This is a genomic window from Undibacterium paludis, from assembly GCF_022568815.1.
GTDB lineage: Bacteria > Pseudomonadota > Gammaproteobacteria > Burkholderiales > Burkholderiaceae_D > Undibacterium.
In genome coordinates, this window is sequence record NZ_JAKZHX010000012.1 from 98,864 (window position 1) to 121,434 (window position 22,571).

The window sequence follows — 22,571 nt, forward strand, 5'->3', positions numbered from 1 at the left end:
TCTTCGAGCGCCAGGACAAAGGCATCTTGCGCCGATGGCAGCTAGCGTCATCGATAGTCATTGATAATCATTTATATAACGGGCCAGGTCGATGGTGACAGCCACGCTGGCCCGCTCATCCTGCGCGCTGGTCTGTACTACTGCGAAACCCAGGAGCACGACAATGCTGGGATATTTTTCCATGTATAGCAAAAAAATCCGGATGACTTTCACGTCACCCGGTAAAGAGCACAACATTTAAAACGATGCCGTCAGACTGAGCTGCATATTGCGGCCGAGGATGGAACGGGCAAAGAAGTAATTTCCACTGGCAACTTCAGTGAAGCCAGCGCGTGGATTACCTTCTGTCAGGCCGATGCTGTTGGTCAGGTTCTGCACGCTGAAGTTGAGCGCCAGCGTTGGTGACAGCTGGTAATTCGCACCCAGCGCCACCGTGTGATACGACGGTAGCACAAAGGAGTTGGCGGCATCGGAATAGCGCTTGCCGACCTGATGGTAGGACAGGTAGACCTCGCCCTTGTTATCCGGCAGCAGTAGGGTCGGCGTGATGGTGAAGTTATGGTCCGGCACACGCTCGGGGTGCGAGCCCAGGCTGGCGGTGTCCACGGTGCCGGCCGACGGTCCGCTGACACTTTTGATCTTCATCGTCGAGTGTTGCACCACACCCGTCACATTCAGGCGGGCATAGCGCACCGGCTTCCATTGCAGATCGTACTCAAGGCCGTTGACCACGATGTCGCCGGCGATCCGGGTTTCCAGCGAGTCACCTTTCAGCAGGCGGCTGAACTGGTAGTCCTTGAAGTTAGTGCGGAACACCGTCAGCGATGCTGAGAAGCCGCGACGCTGATAGCGCGCACCCAGTTCACCAAAGCTGAGGGGTGTCACCGGATTCTCGTTATTGGCCTGGTAGCTTTTCGAATAGCGCGCATAGGCGGCCAGGTTGTCGTTGATCAGGTAGTTGCCCCCTGCCGTGAGTGAGCTGTTGTTGGTCGAGCCATTGTCGACGTAGTCGTACTGGCCATTAAACGCTGGCATGGTGTTATTGACCATGATGTTGTCGGCATCGGTGCCATCGGGCTTGCTCGATCCCGGAATCGCCACCGTCGAGCCTTGCGGCCGCCAGGCGCGGTAGCGCAAGTGTTCCAGGCGCGCGCCGGCGTCCAGGCGCAGGCGGTCGTTGAACTGGTATTCATCGTTCAGGTAGAAGTTTTGCGACGACAGTGACGAGCGGTTCACGCCCACGCCCCAGGGGTTGTATTCAAGCACGCCCTTGTCAGTCAATTGACCGACCACCTTGCGAGCGCCGTCAATGGCGACGATGTCGAGACGGGCCGGGTTGTTACGCACTTCGCCGAGGAAGCGCGTATTGCCGTCATTGCTGCTCTGCTCATCCTGATTGATGGTCAGCAAGCCGGCGGTCAGGCTATTGCGGGCCGTCGTCCATGTCAGGCTTACGTCGTTGACGAAGTTCTGGCGATAGGCGCGGTTCTTGGCAGAGATATTGTCGGTCAGCAGACCGTTGCCGCTGACATTGGCCAGATTGGCGCCCGCATAGATAGTGCCGCTGGCAACGCCGCGGATGGCCGGCATGGTGCCGGGGAAGCGCGCCAGCATGGCACTGATGTCGCCGTTGAGTGCTGGATTCAAACGGTCCGCGGCGCTGCGCAGGCTGTTGTTGTCAAAAGTGAAGACGGCGTTGAAATCGTTCTTGAAGTTCGTGTATCGCCCCTTGGAACGCAAGGTGAAGGCATCGCTCAGGCGCTTCTCAAAGTTGTAGCCGATCGAGCCTGACTTGGTGGCCACGCCTTCGGTCAGGTCGTTGGTCTGAACGCCGTTGGAATTGCGGCCAGCCTGCACCGCGTTGTCCGGGCTCAGCAGAGTACCGTAGTTGCCGTTGAAGCCAGGTACCGGCTCCGGATGGGAAGGATTCTGAAATGGGGTCGGTAACAGAAAGGTGTTGTGATCGTCGACCAGCTTTATGTTGACGCTGAATTCGCCGTCGCCCCATTTGCGGCCCACGTAGGCGCGCAGCAGGCCGCCATGGTCGGCGGTAAAGCCAACGTCGCGCACCGAGTCCGAGTTACGGTAGAAGCCACCAAAGCCAGCGTACCAGCCATTGCCGATGGCACCGCCGTAGCGTATGTCGATGCGCTTGGTGCCGTAGTCGGAGCCGGTCAGGCGCAGTACCCCCTCGGGTTCATCTTTCGAGCGCACCGTGATGAAGTTGACTGTGGCACCGGCGCCATTCACGGTCAGGATACCGGAGGTGCCTCCCCGAACCGCTTCCATGCGGTCAATCGACAATTCCTGCTTGAGGATGGTGTCCGCCAGGCCCGGATGGTAGAACACCGGCAATCCGTCTTCGGACAGCTGGACGAAGTTCTGACCGCCGCCAGCCAGGCCGCGTACCGTGTAGTTATTCGACACCTCGCCCCCGGAATCCTCGACCATCATGCCTGGAATCAGTTCCAGCGCGCTGGCCGTGCTGCGCGGTGCCTTGCGGTCCAGGTCGGCGCGGTCGGCGCTTGTGACGGCGACCGAGCTTTCACGCACAGTTCGCTTGAGCGAAGTGCTGCCGGTGACCACAACCTGATTGAGTTTGTCGTCTGCCGGCGCCTGTTTAGCGGCAGCGACAGCCTCGGTTGCAGTGGCAGCTACTTCTTGCGCCTGAACCTGCTGCGTCAGCGTCCACACTGCGAGGGCGATGGTGGACAGCACAAATCCTTTGCGATTCCTCATTTTAGTCTCCGTTTATTATCTTTTTGTTGCGATCATAATCATAAATGATTGAGCAACCGGTTTTTCTTATTTGAGCAACCGGTTGCTCAACGAATTTGATTATGCAATGCAAAAAAATTATTTGCAATTGAATTTTGTGCGGCGGCGCAATACACAAGCTTATCGCATCGGGCACAAATGGCGGTATCATGCCGCTTTTGGGTTGGCCTGCAGGGCCGGGGGAGCCGTAGTGAAGATGACGCTGGACCAACTTGCGCTAAATCTCGGCGTGTCGAAAGGTACGGTAAGCCGCGCGTTGAATGGCAAGGGCCGCATGGCGGAAGAAACGCGCCAGCGCATCCTGGCGGCGATGGATGCCTCTGGCTATACGCCGGACCGTACCGCGCGCGAGCTCAGCCTGCGCTCACGTCACAGCGTCGGCATTTCCTTGAACAAGGGCGGCTTCGGCCCCTACTTCACCCTGTTCTGGCGCGCATTGGTGCAGGTGGCTGGCGAACGCGGTACCCGCTTTGTCGAAATGAGCGCGCCGCTCGATAGCTACGCGCGACTGCCCGATGCTGTCCTGCTACACAATACCGACGAAGTGCAAGAGCGCCTGGCATTGCTGGCGAAGCGCAAAGTGCCGTCGGTGGTGCTGGGTCACCAGCCGAATGCTGCTTTTGTGGTGCCGGACGACGCAGGCGGTGGCGCCGATGCAACACGCTGTCTGTTGGCGTTGGGTCACCGAGTGATTGGTTTTGTCGGCATGCCGACCGCGCAGCAGTCCGATGTCGATCGCCGTCATGGCTACCGTAGCGCGCTGACCGCAGCGGGCATAGGCTTGCGTCCTGAGTTGGAACTGGATGGCCAGTTTTCGGTGTTGGGTGGTTATCGCGCCGTACGTCGCGCATGGGAAAGCGGTTTGCGTTTCACCGCACTGTTCTGCGCCAGCGACGAGATGGCGATAGGCGCCATCGGCGCGCTGGAGGACTTGGGGCTGCAGGTACCGCAACAGATATCAGTAGTCGGATTCGATGGCCTGCCCGGCATGCCTTATGAATTGACCACGGTCGTGCAGGACATCGAACGCATCGCAGTGGAAGCAATCGCACTGGCGGAACAATTGATCGACGGAGGACCGCTACGCGAGATCGTGGTTCCTGTGACACTTCGTCTGGGCGCGACTACGGCTGCATGCTCCTCCTTTTGAACAATAGATGAGGTGCTCTGTCATTAGCGGAAACTCATGTTTCAAACAGTCTGGGGTTGTTGATTGACATGTTCAGCAAAAGCTCTGCTGAGGAGCTCCCCAGGTCAAGGAAATACGTCGGATATGAGGATATATCAAAAAAAAATGTCCCTTGCGTATGACACTATGACACTGGCTTACGAATAGCCAAACATAGTCAATTTTTCCTAATCCCTCACTGCAAGCAAACTGAAAGCCGCCAGGCCCTATGCTCTCTGACAAAAAATATCACGGAGACTACCATCATGAAGCCCTTACGCCTCAGTTTATTCCTGCTCGCCTGCCTGATGACGCCAGCCATCGCCAGCGCAGAGGGCAAAATCGTTATCGGCCAGTCTGTCGAATTATCGGGCCAGGCCACCGGCAAGGAAAACCGCGAAGGGGCGCAGTTATACTTTGACTGGCTCAACAAGCAGGGCGGCATCAATGGCAAGACCGTGGAACTGATCAGCTATGACGACAAGCGCGACCCGGCACTGACCAAAGCAAATACCCTCAAGCTGATCAATGAAGACCATGCCGTCGCCCTGTTTGGCTATCGCAGCACACCCACCATAGAAGCCATACTGCCGTTGCTGGAGAAACATGCGATACCCCTGATAGCACCTTTTTCCGGCGCGCAAAGTCTGCACCAACCCTTGCAGCCCTATGTGTTCAATTTGCGCGCCAGCTACCAGGATGAAGCGGCCAAGATGGTGGCCTCGCTGGCTGACCTGAGGATCAGCAAGGTCGCCATCCTGCATCAGGACGACAGTTTCGGCAAAGATGGCTTGCAAGGCTTTGTCAACAGCCTGGGGCAACGCTCGATGAAGGCTGGCGTGGTCGCCAAATATGACAGGAAAGAGATGAAGCTCGATGCTGCTGTAGCCAGCATTGCAGCCACATCACCACAAGCGGTATTGATGGCCTGTACCCCGGCTGCGTGTGCAGACTTTATCCGCCAAATGCAAAAAACCGGGCAAAAACCACAGTTTTTGATGCTGTCAAACGTCAATTCAGACGATTTTTTCAAATCCCTCGGTAGTGAAGGTCGTGGCATCGGCGTCATGCAAGTCATGCCTTACCCCAGGGACATCGGTGTCCCGGTGGTACGGGACCTGCAAAAATTGCTGAAATCGACAAAAAACCCGCCGCCTTTGTCCTATGCTGTACTGGAAGGTTATGTAGCAGCCAAACTGATGACAGAAGCCCTGCGCCGTGCCGGCAGCAATCCGGACGCCAGGAAAATCATGCAGGCACTGGAAAACATGCACAACGTGGACCTGGGTGGTGTACAGGTAGGCTACGGCAGCAAAGACCATGATGGCTCACATTTCGTCGAATTGACCATCGTCGGCAAAAATGGCGTGATATTAAGATAAATGCAAGGTAAGCTGACCGGGGCAAGCGAATACGACACAAAGATGATGAAATGCACTCAGGCAATTTGTGAAAGCGTACTGAAAGTTTCAATTCGGTATGATCCATGCAATCCACCTTACATGGTCTTATCATGCAAATCCGGCGTACACAACTGACCCTGATACTGGCAAGCCTGCTTGCCGGTCTGCCTGTCGGCATGAGTAGCCAGGTCTATGCCCTCGATAAGCCCGCGGCAGAAAAACCCTTATGCATCGTTCCGGCCAAGCCCGGCGGCGGCATGGACCTGACCTGCAAACTGGCGCAGACAGCAACTGCGGCCCATGACATGCACATCAGCTACCTGCCCGGCGGAGTAGGGGCAATCGCCTGGACCACCATCATTTCGCAAAGAAAGGCCGAAGCCAATACCCTGGTGGCCTATTCCGGTGGTTCCCTGCTCAACCTGGCTGAAGGCAAATTTGGCAAATCCGATGCCAGCAATGTGCGCTGGGTTGCCGCCATAGGCACCGATTACGGCATGATCGCCGTACGCAAGGACTCTCCCTACAAAAACCTGCGCGAACTGATGGATGCCATCAAGAGCAAGCCGGCGCAGATCGCCATTGGTGCTGGCGGCACCGTAGGCAGCCAGGACTGGTTGAAAATGGCCCAGGTCGGCAAACAGGCGGGCATAGACCCCAAGAGCATGCGCCTGGTGGCGTTTGAAGGCGGTGGCGAGTCGTTTACTGCCTTGCTGGCTGACCATGTGCAAGCCGTTTCCGGCGATGCCTCGGAAGCCAGCCTGCATGCCCGTGATGACAAAATACGTGTGCTGGCCGTGCTGTCGGACGCCCGCCTGCCTGGTCCATTGGCTAATGTGCCCACTGCACGTGAACAGGGTTTTGATGTGACCTGGCCTATCATCCGTGGCGTCTATATGGGCCCGCAAGTCAGCGACCGTGATTACCAGAAATGGGTGGAGCATTTCCAGCAGGCGATGGCTACACCAGCCTTTGATGAGCAAAGGCGCATGCATGGCTTGTTCCCCTTCGCCATGACAGGCAAGGAACTAACGGAATACATACAGAAAGCAGTCAACAATTACCGGTTGCAGGCAAAGGAATTTGGCATGGTGCGCTAAACCTGAACATACCACTGCAAAAACAAGTAACAGACATGGCAACAACCCAGTAATAATTCCAGAAACAATAAAAGGAGAAGACAGATGAAAGCAAAAAATTACCTGGTCAAGAGCATGGCGGCCATCGCCATCAGCAGCATCACCCTGTTCAACGCCCAGGCCCAGGTGCCAGCCGGTTACCCTGCCGACTACAGCAAGATCATTGACGGCGCAAAAAAAGAAGGCAAACTGGTCATCTATAGCGCTACCGACACCAAGGCCGTGGAACCGCTGATCAAGGATTTTCGCGCCATGTATCCAGATGTGCAGGTCGAATACAATGACATGAATTCCACCGAAGTGTATAACCGCTATATCTCGGAAATGGCTGCCGGCGGCAACAGTGCTGACCTGATGTGGTCCTCTGCCATGGACTTGCAGACCAAACTGGTCTCTGACGGTTATGGCATGGTATATGCGTCGCCAGAAATCAGTGGCATACCGCAATGGGCGATCTGGAATAATGCTGCCTATGGCACCACCTTCGAACCCGCCGTGTTTGTCTACAACAAACGCCTGGTCAGTGCCGACGAAGTCCCCAAGACTCACGCCGAATTTGCCAAGATCATCAACAGCAAACTCGACAAGTTCAAGAACAAGGTCACGACTTACGACATCGAAAAATCCGGCGTAGGCTTTATGTTCATCACCCAGGACAGCCGTGAAAACAAGGAATTCTGGGACCTGGCAAAAGCCTTCGGCAATGCCAGCGTGCGCGTGCAGTCATCCACCGGCACCATGCTCGAGCGCCTGTCTTCAGGCGAGAACCTGCTTGGTTATAACATCCTTGGCTCGTACGCCCTGGTGCGCGCCGCCAAGGACCCGTCCATCGGTGTACAGATACCCAAGGACTACACCCTGGTGCTGTCACGCGTGATGTTCATCAGCAAGGCCGCCAAGCATCCGAATGCCGCCAAGCTGTGGCTCGATTACACCCTGTCCAAACGCGGACAGACCATGATCGCGAATGAAGCCAAGCTGTATGCGATACGTGCTGACGTCAAGGGTGAAACCACTTACTCTGACCTGGCAAAACTCATTGGCATCGGCCTCAAACCTTTGCCGGTCAATCCCATGCTGTTGCAGTATCTGGATCAAAACAAACGCCTCGCTTTCCTGAAGCAATGGAAAGAAACCGCAGGTAAAAAATAAGCTAGTGGACTGTAACAGTGGAGTCGAGAGTGAAAGGCATGCGCCCGGCGCATCAGGGCAAGACGGGCACTCCGATTTTCACTGTTACAGTCCACTAGATGCGGCGACCTCTGGTTTCTACTCCGTAAAGGTCGCCGTTTCCCCCCGGTGGGTCTTTTCTCCACCCTGATCGCATTTCAATATTTTTAATGGGCCTGGCATGAGCACCTTGAGTCTTCCTGCGCGCGGCAAATTGTCACAATTCAACTGGCCACGCGGCCTGGTTGTGATACTGACGCTGCTGGCGATTTTTACGCCGCTATCACTGATACTGTTCCAGAGTTTCTTGAACGCTCCCTTCTTTTCTCCGGTAAAAGAACTGGGACTGGATTCGTATCGCTTTATTTTTGATGACCCGGATTTTCGCCAGGCATTCTGGAATGGTCTGATCCTGGCGTCGGGTCTGGCTGCCATCGCCGTGCCTCTGGGCGGCTTGCTGGCCTTTTTGATGATACGTACTGATTTGCCGGGACGCAGCTGGATAGAACCCATGCTGCTGGTACCCATCTTCGTATCGCCGATGGTGATGGGCTTTGGTTATGTCGTCTCCATGGGACCGGTCGGCTTTTACACGCTATGGGTCAAGCAGTTGACCGGTGTTGAACCCTGGAATATCTACTCTTTCTTCAGCATCGTCCTGATCGCCGGCCTGACCCACGTGCCGCATGTTTATCTCTACTCCTCTGCCGCCCTGAAGAGCCTGGGCTCGGACGTGGAAGAAGCGGCGCGGGTAACCGGCGCCTCGCCTTTCCAGGTGGCCCTGCATGTATCGCTGCCGATGATCATGCCGGCACTGGCTTTTGCCGCAGTGCTGGTATTCTTCCTTGGTTTTGAAGTATTCGGCCTGGTGCTGGTGCTCGGTGACCCTGAAGGCCATCTGGTGCTGGCGACTTACCTGTACAAGCTGACCAACAAACTGGGCACGCCGTCTTATCACCTGATGGCGGCAGCTGCAGTCTGCCTGGTGGCGGTCACCATGCCACTGGTCATGGTACAGCGCTGGATGCTGAAATCTGCCAATAAGTATGTATCGATCAAGGGCAAGGGTTCACGCCAGAAGCCACTGCCGCTGGGCAAATGGAAATGGCTGGCTTTTGGCCTGCTGGCAGCCTGGCTGATCTTTACCATCGTATTGCCGCTGTCCGGCATCGTCTTGCGCTCTTTCGTGTCTTACTGGGGTGAAGGGGTCAAGCTGGCCGACGTGATCACCCTGCAGCATTTCAGGGACATTCTGGAGCAGCCGTCCCTGATGCGCGGTATCTTCAATACTGTCTTGATCGGTGTCATCGGCGGTGCACTGGCGGTGATGTGCTATGCCGGTATTGCACTGGCCATGCACCGCAAGCCTGACGGCATTACCCGCCTGCTTGATTACAGCGTGCTGGTGCCACGCGCCATCCCTGGTCTGCTGGCCGGCCTGTCCTTTCTCTGGGTATTCCTGTTTGTGCCGAGCTGGCTGGAAAGCGGCCTCAAGGGCTTTGACAATGCCTTCTGCGTCTGGCTGGTGGAAAGCGTCATTCCGCAACTGCGGGCCTTGCGCTCCACCATCTTCTCGGTCTGGATTGCCTACTCGGTGGTGTGGATGGCCTATGGCCTGCGCCTGATTTCGACAGCCCTGCTGCAGGTCGGGCCGGAACTCGAAGAAGCGGCACGCGCCGTTGGCGCCAACCGCGGCCAGGTCACCCGCGACGTCACTCTGCCACTGGTCAAGTTTGGCCTGCTCGGCGCCTGGCTGATGGTTTTCCTGATCTTTGAACGTGAATATTCAACCGGTGTGTATCTGCTATCACCGGGTACCGAGGTAATAGGTGCGCTGATCGTTTCATTGTGGGCTGGCGGCTCGGTTGACCTGGTGGCGGCGCTGTCCTTCATCAATATCACCCTGGTAGCGATAGGCCTGGGTCTGGCCCTGCGTTTCGGCGTCAAGCTCAGTCACTGAGTCAGCCACGGATAGCACAATAAGAACAGAACATTGCATAGCCTTACAAAAATTAGACGAGAGCACACTATGTCAGAATTAAGCGTACAAGATTTAACCCTGGAATACGGTTCCGGTGCGACAGCCAACCCCATCCTCAAAGGGGTTTCCATGAATTTGCAGCGTGGTGAAGTGGTCGCCCTGCTGGGACCATCGGGCAGTGGCAAAACCACACTGCTGCGTGCCGTCGCCGGCCTGGAGTCACCCAAGACCGGCACCATCAGCATAGGCGATCGCCCCATCTTTGATGGCAGCAAGGGCCTGGAAGTATCTGCCGAACAGCGCAACCTGGGCCTGGTATTCCAGTCCTATGCCCTGTGGCCGCACAAGACTGTCTTTGACAATGTGGCCTATGGCCTGAAGCTGCGCAAACTTGGTAGCAGCGAAATCAGCGACAAGGTCAAGGATGTACTGGGCCAGCTTGGCCTGGGCCATCTGGGCGAACGTTTCCCGCATCAATTGTCTGGCGGACAGCAGCAGCGCGTGGCGATTGCCCGTGCCCTGGTGTACAACCCACCGGTGATACTGCTGGACGAACCCCTGTCGAATCTGGATGCCAAGCTGCGTGAAGAAGCGCGCGCCTTCCTGCGTGAGCTGATCGTCAGGCTCAACCTGTCTGCCCTGATGGTGACGCATGACCAGGGCGAGGCGATGGCGATATCCGATCGCATCCTGCTTCTGAACAACGGTGTTATTGAGCAGCAGGGTACGCCGCAAAGCATGTATGAAACGCCAAACACCCTGTTCACGGCCGAGTTCATGGGCAGCAACAACAAGCTCAAGGGCAAGATAGTGCAGCGTGACGGCGACCTGGCCACCATCAATGTAGGCGGCGAGCAATTGAAGGCGACGGTACGCGGCAAGCATGTCGGCGAAGAAGTGACTGCCATCATCCGTCTGGAAAAAGTCAGGATTGCCGACAGCCATACAGAAAACGCCATCAAACTGCCGTTGACCACCTGCATGTACCTCGGTGATCGCTGGGAATGCCTGTTTGGTCATGCCGAAGATGGTTTGCGTGCCTATTCACCCTTCAAGCTGGCGCAGGGTGAGTATTATCTGCAACTTGATGCGGACAAGCTCTGGCTGTACTGAAGGACAAATATCCCTGCAAAAATCCCCGGAATGCGTAATGCATCCCGGGGATTTTTGTTATTTTGACATCTTATTCATACTTAGGTATGAAGCAGGCTTGGCACAACTTGCTGTAAAGTTCATATGCCTTCATCATGCCTTATTGTCCCCTGCCAGCAATCAAAGATGCGTATTTTTCGTACCTGCCTACTTTGCCTATTCACTCTGACCTGCCTTGCCTGGCCTGCCATCAGTACGGCAACCGGCTTTCGCAGTCTGAACTTTGAACACATCAAGGCCAGGCAGGGCCTGCAATCCGGGCCCATCCTGGACATCGTCCAGGATAAACAGGGATTCATCTGGATAGCCGGCCAGCAGGGGCTGAGCCGTTTTGACGGCTATAAGTTCACCAGTTACAAGCATAAGCCCGATGACAACAGCAGTCTGGACGACAACTGGATACGCAGCCTCTACATCGATAAAACCGGGCAACTCTGGGTCGGCAGTAACCGTGGCGGGCTGCATCAGTATGACCATGTCAGCAACAGCTTCAAACGTTATTACTCCAGCGACAACGCGGATGCAGGCAATGGCTCCATCCGTGCCATCATCAGCGATGGTGAAAGCGGCTTGTGGCTGGCCAGCCGCAACGGTCTCAAACACTTTGATACCGCCAGCAAGACATTCACCGTGTATCAGCATGACGCCAATGACCCGGATTCCCTGATTGACAACCGCCTGACCTCGCTGGCCCTCGACGGGCAAAGGAATCTCTGGGTAGGGACCAGCCAGGGACTGGACCGCAAGGCCCATGGCAGCAAGAAATTCAGCCATTTTTCCATCGATACCTCGGAAGACGGGAATGCTACGCAAAAAACCGTGCGCGGTCTGCTGGTCGACCACCTGCAAAACCTGTGGATAGGCAGCAATAACGGACTGGAAGTATGGAAACTGGGTATAGGAGAACCAGAAAGACATCAGTTCGGTAGCGAAGAAGGCTTGCTGCCGGGTGTCGCCTATAAAATTTACCAGGACATGGAGCAGGGTATCTGGATAGCCATGGCAGACAAAGGATTGTTACACTGGGATGCGGCCAGCCGGAAATTCCTGTCCTTCCAGCATCAGGCCGGCGTGCCAGAGAGCCTGTCCGACAATCAACTGGAGTCCATCTACCAGGACCGCACAGGTTCGCTCTGGCTAGGTACCTGGTCAGGTGGCATCAATCGTGTCGACCTGGCCAGCGGTGGTTTCACCAACTTTGCCAATCTGCAAACCAGCGGTGGCATGGTCATCAATAGCAAGGTTTCTTCGATTACGGGACATGCCGACCGGCTCTTGTGGATCAGCACCATAGGCCAGGGCATTAAGGTATATGACCCGGTCTCAGACAGGGAATTGAAACACATTCATAAAACCCCGGATGGGGACACCCGTCTCGACGATATTGATATCGTCCATACCGTGCAAAAGGATGGCTCCGGTCAAGCCTGGGCAGCAACCCGCGCCGGTCTTGCCCGCGTTGAAGCAAACCGCAATCAACTGGTACTGCGTCAACCCAAGCCTGACGAACCGACGACAAAAAATTCGGTCAACCAGATGCGTGCCGATGGGGATTCTGTCTTGTGGATAGCCAGTATCAATGGCTTGTTACGCTTTGACACCAGGCAGGATCACATCCAGGTCTACAAACACCAGGCTGAAGATGAGCATAGCCTGGTCAACGACAACGTCAATTCCATTCTGATTGGCGACCAGGGTATGTTCTGGGCAGGTACGCTCAGGGGCCTGGAATTATTTGACCGCCAGTCTGGCAAATTCCAGCATTTCCGGCACGACAGCAGGACTACAAACAGCCTCATCAACGACAATGTACAGCACCTGTTTTACGACAGTAAGAAACAGTTATGGGTAGGCACAGAAGCCGGCCTCAGCAAACTAAGCAGCTGGAAAAACCACCAGCCGCAATTCAGCAATTATGCCACCTCACAACCGGTCAATTGCCTGCTCGAAGACAAGCGTGGCTGGCTATGGATGAGCCTGGAAAATGAAATTGCCCGTTTCAATCCCGCTACCGGAGAATTCAAGCACTATAGCCATACCGACGGCCTGGCTGAACATGGTTTCTACATCAATTCCTGTTATCAGGATCAGGATGGCAGCATGTATTTTGGCAGCCCTTCCGGCATCATCAGCTTCAAGCCTGAAAACATCAGGGACAACCCGGTAGCACCCGAGGTCTTGCTGACCGATCTGCAGATTTTCAATCAATCTGTCACCAGCGGAAAATTCCCTGAAGGCTTCAGCATGCAAGGTCAGATCCAGGATGCCAGTGAAATCATACTGACGCACAAACATGCGATCTTTTCCATTGAGTTTTCTGCCCTGCATTATGCAGATACCCAGCGCAACAAATTCGCCTATCAGCTTCAGGGTTTTGATGAAGACTGGGTCATGACCGATGCCAGCAAACGCTTTGCCAGTTACACCAACCTGGCGCCGGGCAATTATGTATTCAGGGTCAAGGCAGCCAACAAGGACGGTGTCTGGAATGAAACCGGCCGCAGCCTGCAAATCACCATCCTGCCACCCTTCTGGCAAACCCTGTGGTTCAGGCTGTTGCTTGCTGCATTTTTACTCGGTGTCGTCTGGAGCGTGTATCAATGGCGGGTGCGCTTGCTGGTGCAGCAAAAGCATGCGCTGGAAGCAGAAGTCAATCACCGGACCATGGAAGTCAGTGTGCAGAAAGCCGAACTGGAATTAAGCAACCAGGCCCTGATGCGTGTCAATAAATTGCAGGAAGCACAGCAAAGCGAACTGACGCGCTTCCTCGCAGTCGCCAGTCATGACTTGCGCCAGCCCATGCACGCACTGAATCTTTATCTTGGCGCACTGGTGAAATTTGAACTGCCTGAAGATGTACGTCCGGTAGTCAATAATCTCAGGCATTGTGCACGCACCATGGATGACATGTTTGCCAACCTGCTTGATCTGTCACGCCTTGATGCACAGATTATCCAGCCACAGATACAGGATTTCTCCATCGCCGATATCTTCCATAAGCTTGATGTGGAGTTCCATCCGCAAGCGCTGGCAAAGGGATTGGAATTTCATATCCAGCCTTGCCAGGCCATGCTGGAAAGTGACCCGGCCCTGGTAGAACAAATCCTGCGCAACCTGATCGCCAATGCCATACGCTATACAAAAGCAGGCAAGGTCAGCGTGACCTGGAGTGAAGCCAATGACCGTCTGCACATTGCTGTCAATGACACCGGCATAGGGATTTCCAGGCATGACCAGGACACCATCTTTGAAGAGTTCTTCCAGGTAGAAACACAGCGCGGCACCAAGGGTATGGGACTGGGGCTGGCCATTGTGCAAAGGCTGGTCAGGCTCCTGCACATCGCCATACAGTTGCAGTCCACGCCTGGCCTGGGCTCGACATTTACCATTACCCTGCCGCTGGTATCGAGCCCTTACATCAATGGCAGCCAGAGCCGTACTGCCAGCAATGCAACTGCCTCATTATTGCAGGCATTAATTGTCGTCATCGAAGATGATGAAAGCATACTGAACGCCATGCGTGCCCTGCTGGAACAGTGGGACGGCCGCGTCATCACGGCCACCTCTGGCACTGCTGCGCTGGAACTCTGTGGGGATGAAATAAAAATCCCGGATCTGCTGATCTGCGATTACCGCCTCAATCTGAATGAAACCGGTATCGATGTCGTCGCCAGGCTGCGCGAAGAATTCAATCATCACATACCTGGCATCCTGATCACCGGTGACATTTCACCCCAGCTGGCGCAGGACGCCAGATCAGCCGACCTGATACTGATGCATAAGCCGGTACAGGCAGATATGTTGCATGACACCGTGGCACAATTGCTGAACAATGCAAAAATATAAGCTGATCAACTTCAATCATTACTTACGAATATTTTACGTAGCGTTTACGCTTTGCACCCGGTATTTTTAGAGAATTTTTACTTCTCAACTGCTAATCTGGATCTGTGTCAAACAACACGAGATTACGATGAATCAGCACCCCGGTCACACGTCTGGAAATTATTCAGACGTATTAAAATCATGCAAACGCGAGAAATTTTTATTTGAAAATCATCGCCAGCGCAAAGGCGCCTATGCCCTGCCACAACACCAACCCCTTGTGACATATAAAACGCCAGCGAAATTAATTCAAAATGATTTCGTCATGCGTATCACAGTTGACTCTGCCAGCATCACTGAATTACGTCACCTGATCTTGATATCCTGTGGTGACCTGGTCTTGTTCATGCGAGTCAAACCAGTAAACCAGGCCAGCAAAATGAAAGTATGGCTGTGTCTCAGTAAATCCTCGGTGGACACCATCATCAGCCATATCATGCGCGCCTTGCCGCAAGCAGAATTCGGAAAAATCACACCACTCCTGCCGACCTGACCCGACACACGCCGGCACAACCTTTCAGCTAACACACAAACATCATGTCTATTTACGAAGGCATCTGGGTTCCGCTCGTCACGCCATTTCACCAGGGCAAACCTGATCTGGATAAAGTGCAGCAACTGACCAGGCAATTAATGACAGCAGGCATCCATGGCCTGGTAGTCTGCGGCACCACAGGTGAAGCTGCGACACTCACTGATAATGAACAAACCGCACTCCTGGCTGCCGTGCTTGAAGTGTCGAAAAATTCTTGCCCGGTACTGATGGGTATCAGCGGTAGCGACACCCGGGTACTGGCAGAAAAAGTGCGGGCTTATTCCAATCAGCACCTGCAAGGGTTTCTTGTCAGCGCCCCCTCGTATCTGCGCCCCTCACAAGAAGGTGTACGCCAGCATTTTGAGTCAATTGCAAAGGCGACGGAAAAAGACATTGTTCTGTATAACGTGCCAGCAAGGACAGGAGTGAACATAGATCTGAGCACGGTCATCGCGCTGGAGAAACAGACCAATATCATCGCTATCAAAGAAAGCAGTGGCAACCTGACGAAAATGATGGGCCTGGTCAATTGCAGTCATTTGAAAGTCCTGTGCGGTGATGACGCCATGCTGCTGGATACACTGAGCATGGGGGGCCAGGGTGCGATATCTGCTGCCGCCCACGTCAGGCCTGATCTGTTTGTGCAACTGTATGAACTCATACGTGCTGATTATTTCCCCGAAGCGCAGGCTTTGTTTGCTGAAATGCAGCCTTTGATACGCCTGCTTTTTTCCGAATCCAATCCGGCCCCGGTCAAGGCTGCCCTGGCCATGCAGGGATTGATACAAGAGGAACTGCGTCTGCCCATGACGGCCATGTCCCTGGCAGGAAAAATCAAACTCGCCAATGAACTGGAGAGGCTGGCGGATTTGGTTTTACCTGTCAAAGCCAGGCCTATGCCAACACCAGTCATCAACAATATTCGCTCCCTGCGCATGGTGCGCTGAACTCCGGGACAACATCACTATCTATGATCATTACCATTGCACATGGGGCGGGTGACCGTGCCAAATCCATCGTCGCCGACAATCTTGCTGCGCTACGAACGCTAACAGGCAGCAAACTCATCTTGCTGGACAATGACGCTCGCCACGCTTCCCTGAACTGGAGCCTGGTACGTCGTTACTCTGGTAGTTGCGCACCCGTCATGGCACGTCAGATCAGTGGCAAGGGCTTGCAGGCAGAATTGGAAAACCTGCGGTTTCATTATCATGACATCGTCATCGATGCGGAAGCCCGTGATTGTATGGGTAGCCGCAGTGCCTTGCTGGCGGCCCATGTCACCATCCTGGTGATAGATCTCGATCAGATCGAGCAATTGCAAGAGAGTGAAATTAGTGCGCGTATGCAGACTGCCCAGGCTGCCAATACACGTATGCGTACTCTGGTCGTCATGAGCTCCCGTGAGACGCTACCGGCGAATGACAAAGTGATCAGGGTCAGCAACTTTGTCAACCAACTCAGTAACACAGAGTTATTCCCCCATCCCCTGCTTTGTGGCGATGGTCTGTACCAGGCCTATCGGGAGGGTCTGGCAATCAGTGAATATCAGGCGGCAGATCAAACTGCAGTCAAAGGAATGGCAGAATTGTTCAGCGCAGTATTTTGCACCCATTAACAGCAAGATACCTGGCTATATGAGCAGTCAATTTTTCCCGGCTTTTATCATACTGCTGCTAGTGATCAGCCCCTTGGCCATGATGCCACTACCCGCCTGTGACCATTCCGGTTACGGGAGCATCTGCTCATTGAACATCTTCCTGCTGGTCCTCGGGGCATGCAGTTGTATTACTTTTTCTGGATGGGTACTGCTGGTCCACCTGCAATTGCAGCAATCGAACCTGCAACTGATTTCTGGTTCGATACTTCTGTTACCCGCCGTCAGCATGTATATGCGAAGTAAGCTGTTCAACAGCAAAAAAGACATCCCTTCTGCAACGACAGAAATAAATACATGGAACTCCAGCGTGCTTTTGCATGCACTGGCTGCCTCCGCCCTGAGTGCACTGATGCTATTCAATGCAAGACTAAATAACGGATTTGCAGAAGGGGTCCTGGCATTGTCTTGCGCAGTCTTTATCTCCATGCTGATAGCACAATATCATGACAGCTTCTCACGTCGCAAAGAGTATGGCGTGGTGGTCGCTAGCCTGCAAAAATTCCTGGGACTGGTTCTTGTTGTGATAGCTGTACAACACCAGCTCTCCAGTTTATCGGCACACTCAAAGAATCCGCCAGTGGTGCTTAACCGTAATGCCTGAATCATGATAGTGACGATCATCGCTGAAACTGCGACACCGACAATGCCTGACACCGCCACAAGGCTGGCCAGACGGCGGGCACTGGCCGGCAGAAATGTTTTGTTGCTAAAGCAAAACTGCGAAAGAAAACAGGCAAACCAGTACACAAAAGATCACAACAACGCTGGCTGGTCACGCATGGAAATGAAAGCTGGCGCCAGGTCCCGTGCGCTTTCATCTGAGTTGATGATGAGGGAACTGGCAAGCACAGACGATGTTTTTCACGACGTCATCATCGATGTTCCCAAGCCTTTTTATGCGGATGCCAAGACTGTTCTGGCCAGCAGCAACCTGCTTGTGTTCCATATGGAACTGAACTTGTGGGATAAGGAAAGGGAGGCGAAACTGTATAAATGCATAAGGCTGGCACGCAATACAAATATGGATTTACCCGTGCTTGTTATCATAGATAAAATCGATTGCATGCAAAGCCAGAAATTCGTCAGCCAATTATCCGGGAACCTGGCTCACATCAAATTCATTTACCTGGATGACGCCAATGATATGTCGCTGGCAAATCTTTACAGGGCAATCTATTTACCATAGTTGCCCCGCACCACGCTGGCTTGCTGATGCACATATTGCTGTGCACCAGACATCTGAAATTTTCAACAGCTGCCTGGTAGCAATTGAGTGAGCCAGAATTGCATCTGGCTCATCAAAATCAAACTCAGAAAGTTTTGCTGACAGTGACTACCAGGGCAGTCTTGCCGAGGAACTTGCCATTGGCTGGCGATGCATAAGCAACTTCACCGGCATTTGTACCGATAATGGCCGCGGCACCTGTGACGATGCCAAAGTCTTTGGTCAGGCCCACCTTCCAGTCGGTATAGCTATAAGCGCCATTGTTCTTGACTTGCTGGTGACCGGCATGCAGGTTCAGTGTAAGACCGGTACTGATTTCCACATTCGCGCCCAGATCAAGGTAGCCGCTATTTTTGCTGTCGGCAAAACCGAACAGGTTGGTAACGGAATGCGAATACTTGGCATACGCCGGACCATAGCTCAGCTGGCCATAAATCTCTGTCGTATTGGCGCTGACAGGCAGGCCATTTGATGGATAGACATAGCTGAGCACGCCGACGTCATAACCGAGGTCTTTGGTCATTTCGCCGCGCTTGCCGGCGTACAGGTCGATTTCAACGTCGCCACCGCCGCCAGCATCCTTGGTCCATTTGATGGTAGACATCCAGGTGCCCGCATAAAAACCGCTTGGGTTATGCGTGTAGTCGGCACCGCCCTGCAAGGCAGCTTGCAGACGGGTCTGGGAAATACCGCGATAACGGTAGTCAGAAGCCAGTGCTGCATTGAAACTCACTTCATGATCGGGCTTGGTTTCTTCCGCCTGGGCAAAACCGCCTGCAAATACAGTGCTGACAGCCATTGCCAGTATCAATTTTTTCATTTTACTTCCTTTCTGAATAACGACTTTGTCGTTCTGGTTAATGCTGATGATGCCGGCTGCAGTGTTGGCTGTGGCAGGCAGAATCAGGCACATAAAAAATGTTTTATAAAAATTCAGGGCGCAAGAACCCCTCCGGCAAGTCGCAACACTTGCCGGTCATCTGTTTTCTACATTGAATTACGCTGGTATCAGGAGCCGGTAGCCAACCGCTGTCTCGGTCAAAAGATAGCGTGGCTGAGCAGGGTCGTCTTCGAGTTTGTGACGCAAATGCCCCATATAGATACGCAGATAATGACTGCTTTCTGAATGGCTGGGGCCCCAGACTTCGCGCAGCAATTGCGGGTTGCTCACGACCCGCCCGACATTGCTGACCAGCACCATCAGCAGCCGGAATTCTGTCGGCGTCAGTTTCACCATCTGGCCAGCCTTGGTGACCAGCCTGGCTTTCAGGTCAACCTTGACGTCACCAAATTGCAGCACACCATCCAGGTTGATACCGGGCTGGCGTTGCCGCCTGACCGTAGCTCTCACTCTTGCCAGCAGTTCACCGACACCAAAGGGTTTGCTCAGGTAATCATCGGCACCGGCATCGAGCGCCTTGATCTTGTCTGCCTCATTGACACGGGCAGACAGCACGATGACAGGCACATTCGACCACTTGCGCACGTCCTTGATGAAGTCGACACCGTCGCCGTCCGGCAAACCCAGGTCGAGTATGACCAGGTCAGGCTGGCGGGTACCGGCATCGATCAGGCCGCGCTGCATGGTGGCAGCTTCAAAGACCTGCCATTGTTCTTCTTCCATGGCATTGCGCACAAAGCGACGGATTTGCGGTTCATCTTCCACCAGTAAGACGACTGGCATTGCTTGGGTAGTTGCATTCATAATGCGCTTGAAAAATCATGTCCTTCTGATTGATGTTCTTCTTCAGGGTCCGGCATCGCCGGTGGTATGCCCAGGGGCAGGTCAAAGACGATGCATGCTCCGCCCTGGGGCGATTGGGCAGAATGGATATCTCCCTTATGCGCCCCAATGATGGCGCGACAGATTGCCAGGCCCAGACCAACGCCGGGCAGGGCGGACTCGCGCTCGCCGCGGGTAAATTTCTCAAATACGGCTTCTTCACGTCCCGCCGGCAAGCCAGGGCCATTATCATATACGCTGGCCTGTAACATGCTGCCTTCGACTCTGGCAGCGATACAGATCTGTGATCCCGGCGGGGTATATTTGGCGGCATTTTCGAGCAGATTGCACAATACCCTTTCTATCAGTACGGCATCAAAATTGATCAGGGGCAGGTCGCTGGCCAACCTGGTTTCCACCTTGTGATGTTGCAGTTGCGGTGCGCTGATGCGCAAGGCACTGCCTACGACTTCTTCAAATGCCTGCCACTGCATATTGAGTTTGACTTCGCCACTTTCTATCCTGGCCATATCGAGCAGGTTGGTCACCAGGGCGCTCATGCGCAGGGTTTCGTCACGCAGTGACTGGGCCATATGCAGTTGTGCCTCAGCCAGCGGCGGCTTGGACATGGCCAGCGATTCCGATATGCCGACCAGTGAAGTCAATGGTGTGCGCAGATCGTGTGAGAGTGCAGCCAGCAATGAGTTGCGCAGGCGTTCTGATTCCATGTGGATCAGGGCATCCTGTGCCACTTCAATATAATGCACACGTTCAAGCGCAATCGCTGCCAGGGCGGCGAAGGTGTCAAGCTGCTGCCTTTGCTCAGGTATCATGATCCAGCGCCTGTTCTCTGGCTGCATGGCCAGCAGGCCGCGGGTACGCATGGGGGCGACCAGGGGCAGGTAAAAGAAATTGCTGGCGGGCAGGGTGTCAGTGCCTATGCCTGCCGCCTCCACCTTGTCAAAGGCCCACTGCGCGATACCCAGGTCCAGTCCGTCCACACTGACAGGTGGCGGCAGCAGGCGGCCTGCGTCATCAGGCAGTAGCAGGGTAGCCCGGGCATGGAATGCCCTTTGTATGATGGCTTGGGTGGTTTCTGATATTTGTTCTGCCTGCAGGACACCAGACAGGTCACGGGCAAATTCATACAGTGCGCGCGCCCTTGACTCGCGGTGTGACGCTACCCTGGCCTGGTAGCGCAGATCAGCAGTCAGGTGTCCGGTAATCAGGCCGACCAGCAGCATGACGGCAAAGGTCATCAGGTATTGCAGATCGCTGACAGCAAAAGAAAAGCGCGGCGGCACAAAAAAGAAATCGAACACCGCTATGCCTACCACTGTGGACAGCACCGAAGGAGCGCGTCCGAACTTGACTGCAACCAGCACGACCGTCAGCAAAAACAGCATGGCGATGTTCACCAGGTTGAAAATCTCGAACAGCGGCGTGGCAACCACGCCGGTCGCAACGCTGGCCAATACGGCATACACATAACGCCAGTGGCGCGCAGGCGAGCGCAGACCAACCGGCTCATCCGGTCCGGCAGAATTGGGGGCTTTGCCCTGAACAGCGTCTGTAACAGTTTTGCCCTGGCCAACTTCAATCAGGTCCAGGTCTGGTGCGCAGGCGGCTATTCTCTGCAGCAGCTTGCCATGTTGCCAGTGCAGGCGAAATCCGGCTGGCTGATAACGCGCCAGTACCAGTCTGGAGAAATTATGGCTATGCGCATAATCGACCAGACTTTGCGCAACATCAGCGCCGCTCAGTACTGTTGTCACTGCACCCAGGTCCTGGGCCAATTTCAGGGTTTTCAGGATGCGTTCACGCTGAGCGGAAGGCAAACGTTGCAATTGTGGTGTTTCCACGTACACGGCATGCCATTCCGCATTCATCTGACTGGCCAGACGGGCGGCACTACGTACCAGGTGGTCTGCATCGCCATCGGGACCTATGCAGGCCAGCAGGGCAGCGTCGGTCTTCCAGATATTACCGATGGACTTTTCTACGCGATAGGCTTGTACATCATCTTCTATACGGTCAGCCGTGCGGCGCAGGGCCAGTTCGCGCAAGGCAATCAGGTTACCTTTGCGGAAAAAATTCCTGGCTGCACGTTCAGCCTGCTGCAACTTGTATACGCGGCCAGACTTCAGCCTGGCGAGCAATTCGTCTGCCGGTATATCGACCAGCACCACCTCATCCGCTTCGTCAAATACTTTATCCGGCAAGGTCTCGCTGACGCGTATGCCGGTAATGCCCCCCACCACATCATTGAGGCTCTCCAGATGCTGGACATTGACCGTGGTATACACGTCGATACCGGCGCTCAGTAATTCTTCCACGTCCTGCCAGCGTTTGGGGTGGCGCGAACCAGCCGCATTGGAATGCGCCAGTTCATCCATCAAGATCAGTGGTGGCTGACGCTCCAGTGCGGCATCGATATCGAATTCATGCAGGGTTTTGTCACGATAGGCAATGGCCTTGAGCGGCAGGATCTCCAGGCCATCAGCCAGGGCAGCGGTTTCATCGCGGCCATGGGTTTCGATGACGCCGACCAGCACCTGCTGGCCGTCAGCGATCAACTTGCGTGCCGCCGTCAGCATGGCATAGGTCTTGCCGACGCCGGCTGAAGCGCCAAAATAGATTCTGAGCTTGCCACGCATGGCGCGGCGCTCCTGCTCTTGCACATGGGCGAGCAAGACATCAGGATCGGGGCGCTGTTCGCTGTTGGTAGCCATATATCGCAATATTATCCGAA

Annotated in this window: 17 protein-coding genes; 12 read left to right on the top strand and 5 right to left on the bottom strand. The window is 54.5% G+C overall.

The window, feature by feature from the left end:
* Positions 1–57: 57 nt before the first annotated feature.
* Positions 58–183, bottom strand: a complete 126-nt coding sequence (locus LZ463_RS29140) for a hypothetical protein (protein WP_277624120.1) — start codon at positions 181–183, stop codon at positions 58–60.
* Positions 184–237: 54 nt separating this feature from the next.
* The gene (locus LZ463_RS20415) at positions 238–2,739 is read right to left on the bottom strand and encodes a TonB-dependent receptor (protein ID WP_241457874.1); all 2,502 of its coding nucleotides are present in this window, start codon (positions 2,737–2,739) and stop codon (positions 238–240) included.
* Between the two features lie 70 nt (positions 2,740–2,809).
* Between LZ463_RS20415 and LZ463_RS20420 the strand changes: the two genes are divergently transcribed.
* The 12 genes from LZ463_RS20420 to LZ463_RS20475 all read left to right on the top strand — a co-directional run bounded on the left by LZ463_RS20420 (position 2,810) and on the right by LZ463_RS20475 (position 18,057).
* Positions 2,810–3,928, top strand: coding sequence for a LacI family DNA-binding transcriptional regulator (locus tag LZ463_RS20420; RefSeq protein WP_241457876.1), 1,119 nt, complete (start codon positions 2,810–2,812; stop codon positions 3,926–3,928).
* Positions 3,929–4,212: 284 nt separating this feature from the next.
* Positions 4,213–5,328, top strand: a complete 1,116-nt coding sequence (locus tag LZ463_RS20425; protein ID WP_241457878.1) for an ABC transporter substrate-binding protein — start codon at positions 4,213–4,215, stop codon at positions 5,326–5,328.
* Positions 5,329–5,432: 104 nt separating this feature from the next.
* Positions 5,433–6,449: a Bug family tripartite tricarboxylate transporter substrate binding protein gene (locus LZ463_RS20430; protein ID WP_489686137.1), complete on the top strand. Its 1,017-nt coding sequence runs from the start codon at positions 5,433–5,435 to the stop codon at positions 6,447–6,449.
* 84 nt (positions 6,450–6,533) lie between these two features.
* Positions 6,534–7,640: an ABC transporter substrate-binding protein gene (locus tag LZ463_RS20435; protein ID WP_241457880.1), complete on the top strand. Its 1,107-nt coding sequence runs from the start codon at positions 6,534–6,536 to the stop codon at positions 7,638–7,640.
* A 199-nt stretch (positions 7,641–7,839) separates the two neighbouring features.
* Positions 7,840–9,618: an ABC transporter permease gene (locus LZ463_RS20440; RefSeq protein WP_241457882.1), complete on the top strand. Its 1,779-nt coding sequence runs from the start codon at positions 7,840–7,842 to the stop codon at positions 9,616–9,618.
* A gap of 69 nt (positions 9,619–9,687) precedes the next feature.
* On the top strand, positions 9,688–10,752 hold the full coding sequence (locus tag LZ463_RS20445; RefSeq protein ID WP_241457884.1) for an ABC transporter ATP-binding protein: 1,065 nt from the start codon (positions 9,688–9,690) through the stop codon (positions 10,750–10,752).
* Between the two features lie 165 nt (positions 10,753–10,917).
* Positions 10,918–14,637 carry a two-component regulator propeller domain-containing protein gene (locus LZ463_RS20450; protein ID WP_241457886.1) on the top strand — a complete coding sequence of 1,240 codons (3,720 nt, stop codon included), beginning with the start codon at positions 10,918–10,920 and terminating at the stop codon, positions 14,635–14,637.
* Between the two features lie 304 nt (positions 14,638–14,941).
* Positions 14,942–15,169: a hypothetical protein gene (locus LZ463_RS20455; protein ID WP_241457888.1), complete on the top strand. Its 228-nt coding sequence runs from the start codon at positions 14,942–14,944 to the stop codon at positions 15,167–15,169.
* 44 nt (positions 15,170–15,213) lie between these two features.
* Entirely contained in the window at positions 15,214–16,158 is a 945-nt protein-coding gene (gene dapA, locus LZ463_RS20460; protein WP_241457890.1) for a 4-hydroxy-tetrahydrodipicolinate synthase, read from the top strand.
* Positions 16,159–16,181: 23 nt separating this feature from the next.
* Positions 16,182–16,829: a hypothetical protein gene (locus tag LZ463_RS20465; protein WP_241457892.1), complete on the top strand. Its 648-nt coding sequence runs from the start codon at positions 16,182–16,184 to the stop codon at positions 16,827–16,829.
* A gap of 19 nt (positions 16,830–16,848) precedes the next feature.
* Positions 16,849–17,472 carry a hypothetical protein gene (locus LZ463_RS20470; RefSeq protein ID WP_241457894.1) on the top strand — a complete coding sequence of 208 codons (624 nt, stop codon included), beginning with the start codon at positions 16,849–16,851 and terminating at the stop codon, positions 17,470–17,472.
* A 3-nt stretch (positions 17,473–17,475) separates the two neighbouring features.
* Positions 17,476–18,057: a hypothetical protein gene (locus LZ463_RS20475; RefSeq protein ID WP_241457896.1), complete on the top strand. Its 582-nt coding sequence runs from the start codon at positions 17,476–17,478 to the stop codon at positions 18,055–18,057.
* Positions 18,058–18,181: 124 nt separating this feature from the next.
* Here LZ463_RS20475 and LZ463_RS20480 read toward each other — a convergent pair whose 3' ends face one another.
* The 3 genes from LZ463_RS20480 to kdpD all read right to left on the bottom strand — a co-directional run bounded on the left by LZ463_RS20480 (position 18,182) and on the right by kdpD (position 22,551).
* Entirely contained in the window at positions 18,182–18,916 is a 735-nt protein-coding gene (locus LZ463_RS20480; protein WP_241457898.1) for a TorF family putative porin, read from the bottom strand.
* Between the two features lie 177 nt (positions 18,917–19,093).
* Complete coding sequence (gene kdpE / locus LZ463_RS20485; protein WP_241457900.1) at positions 19,094–19,801, bottom strand: two-component system response regulator KdpE; 708 nt, start codon at positions 19,799–19,801, stop codon at positions 19,094–19,096.
* Positions 19,798–22,551: a two-component system sensor histidine kinase KdpD gene (gene kdpD, locus LZ463_RS20490; RefSeq protein ID WP_241457902.1), complete on the bottom strand. Its 2,754-nt coding sequence runs from the start codon at positions 22,549–22,551 to the stop codon at positions 19,798–19,800. The genes kdpE and kdpD overlap by 4 nt, the downstream gene beginning before the upstream one ends.
* Positions 22,552–22,571: the final 20 nt, after the last annotated feature.

Coding starts and splice junctions, on each gene's coding strand:
- LZ463_RS20430 (WP_489686137.1), top strand. CDS start 5,433: ATGCAATCCACCTTACATGGTCTTATCATGCAAATCCGGCGTACACAA.
- LZ463_RS20450 (WP_241457886.1), top strand. CDS start 10,918: ATGCGTATTTTTCGTACCTGCCTACTTTGCCTATTCACTCTGACCTGC.
- LZ463_RS20465 (WP_241457892.1), top strand. CDS start 16,182: ATGATCATTACCATTGCACATGGGGCGGGTGACCGTGCCAAATCCATC.
- kdpD (WP_241457902.1), bottom strand. CDS start 22,551: ATGGCTACCAACAGCGAACAGCGCCCCGATCCTGATGTCTTGCTCGCC.
- LZ463_RS29140 (WP_277624120.1), bottom strand. CDS start 183: ATGGAAAAATATCCCAGCATTGTCGTGCTCCTGGGTTTCGCAGTAGTA.
- LZ463_RS20475 (WP_241457896.1), top strand. CDS start 17,476: ATGATAGTGACGATCATCGCTGAAACTGCGACACCGACAATGCCTGAC.
- LZ463_RS20415 (WP_241457874.1), bottom strand. CDS start 2,739: ATGAGGAATCGCAAAGGATTTGTGCTGTCCACCATCGCCCTCGCAGTG.
- LZ463_RS20440 (WP_241457882.1), top strand. CDS start 7,840: ATGAGCACCTTGAGTCTTCCTGCGCGCGGCAAATTGTCACAATTCAAC.
- LZ463_RS20445 (WP_241457884.1), top strand. CDS start 9,688: ATGTCAGAATTAAGCGTACAAGATTTAACCCTGGAATACGGTTCCGGT.
- dapA (WP_241457890.1), top strand. CDS start 15,214: ATGTCTATTTACGAAGGCATCTGGGTTCCGCTCGTCACGCCATTTCAC.
- kdpE (WP_241457900.1), bottom strand. CDS start 19,801: ATGAATGCAACTACCCAAGCAATGCCAGTCGTCTTACTGGTGGAAGAT.
- LZ463_RS20480 (WP_241457898.1), bottom strand. CDS start 18,916: ATGAAAAAATTGATACTGGCAATGGCTGTCAGCACTGTATTTGCAGGC.
- LZ463_RS20435 (WP_241457880.1), top strand. CDS start 6,534: ATGAAAGCAAAAAATTACCTGGTCAAGAGCATGGCGGCCATCGCCATC.
- LZ463_RS20470 (WP_241457894.1), top strand. CDS start 16,849: ATGAGCAGTCAATTTTTCCCGGCTTTTATCATACTGCTGCTAGTGATC.
- LZ463_RS20455 (WP_241457888.1), top strand. CDS start 14,942: ATGCGTATCACAGTTGACTCTGCCAGCATCACTGAATTACGTCACCTG.
- LZ463_RS20425 (WP_241457878.1), top strand. CDS start 4,213: ATGAAGCCCTTACGCCTCAGTTTATTCCTGCTCGCCTGCCTGATGACG.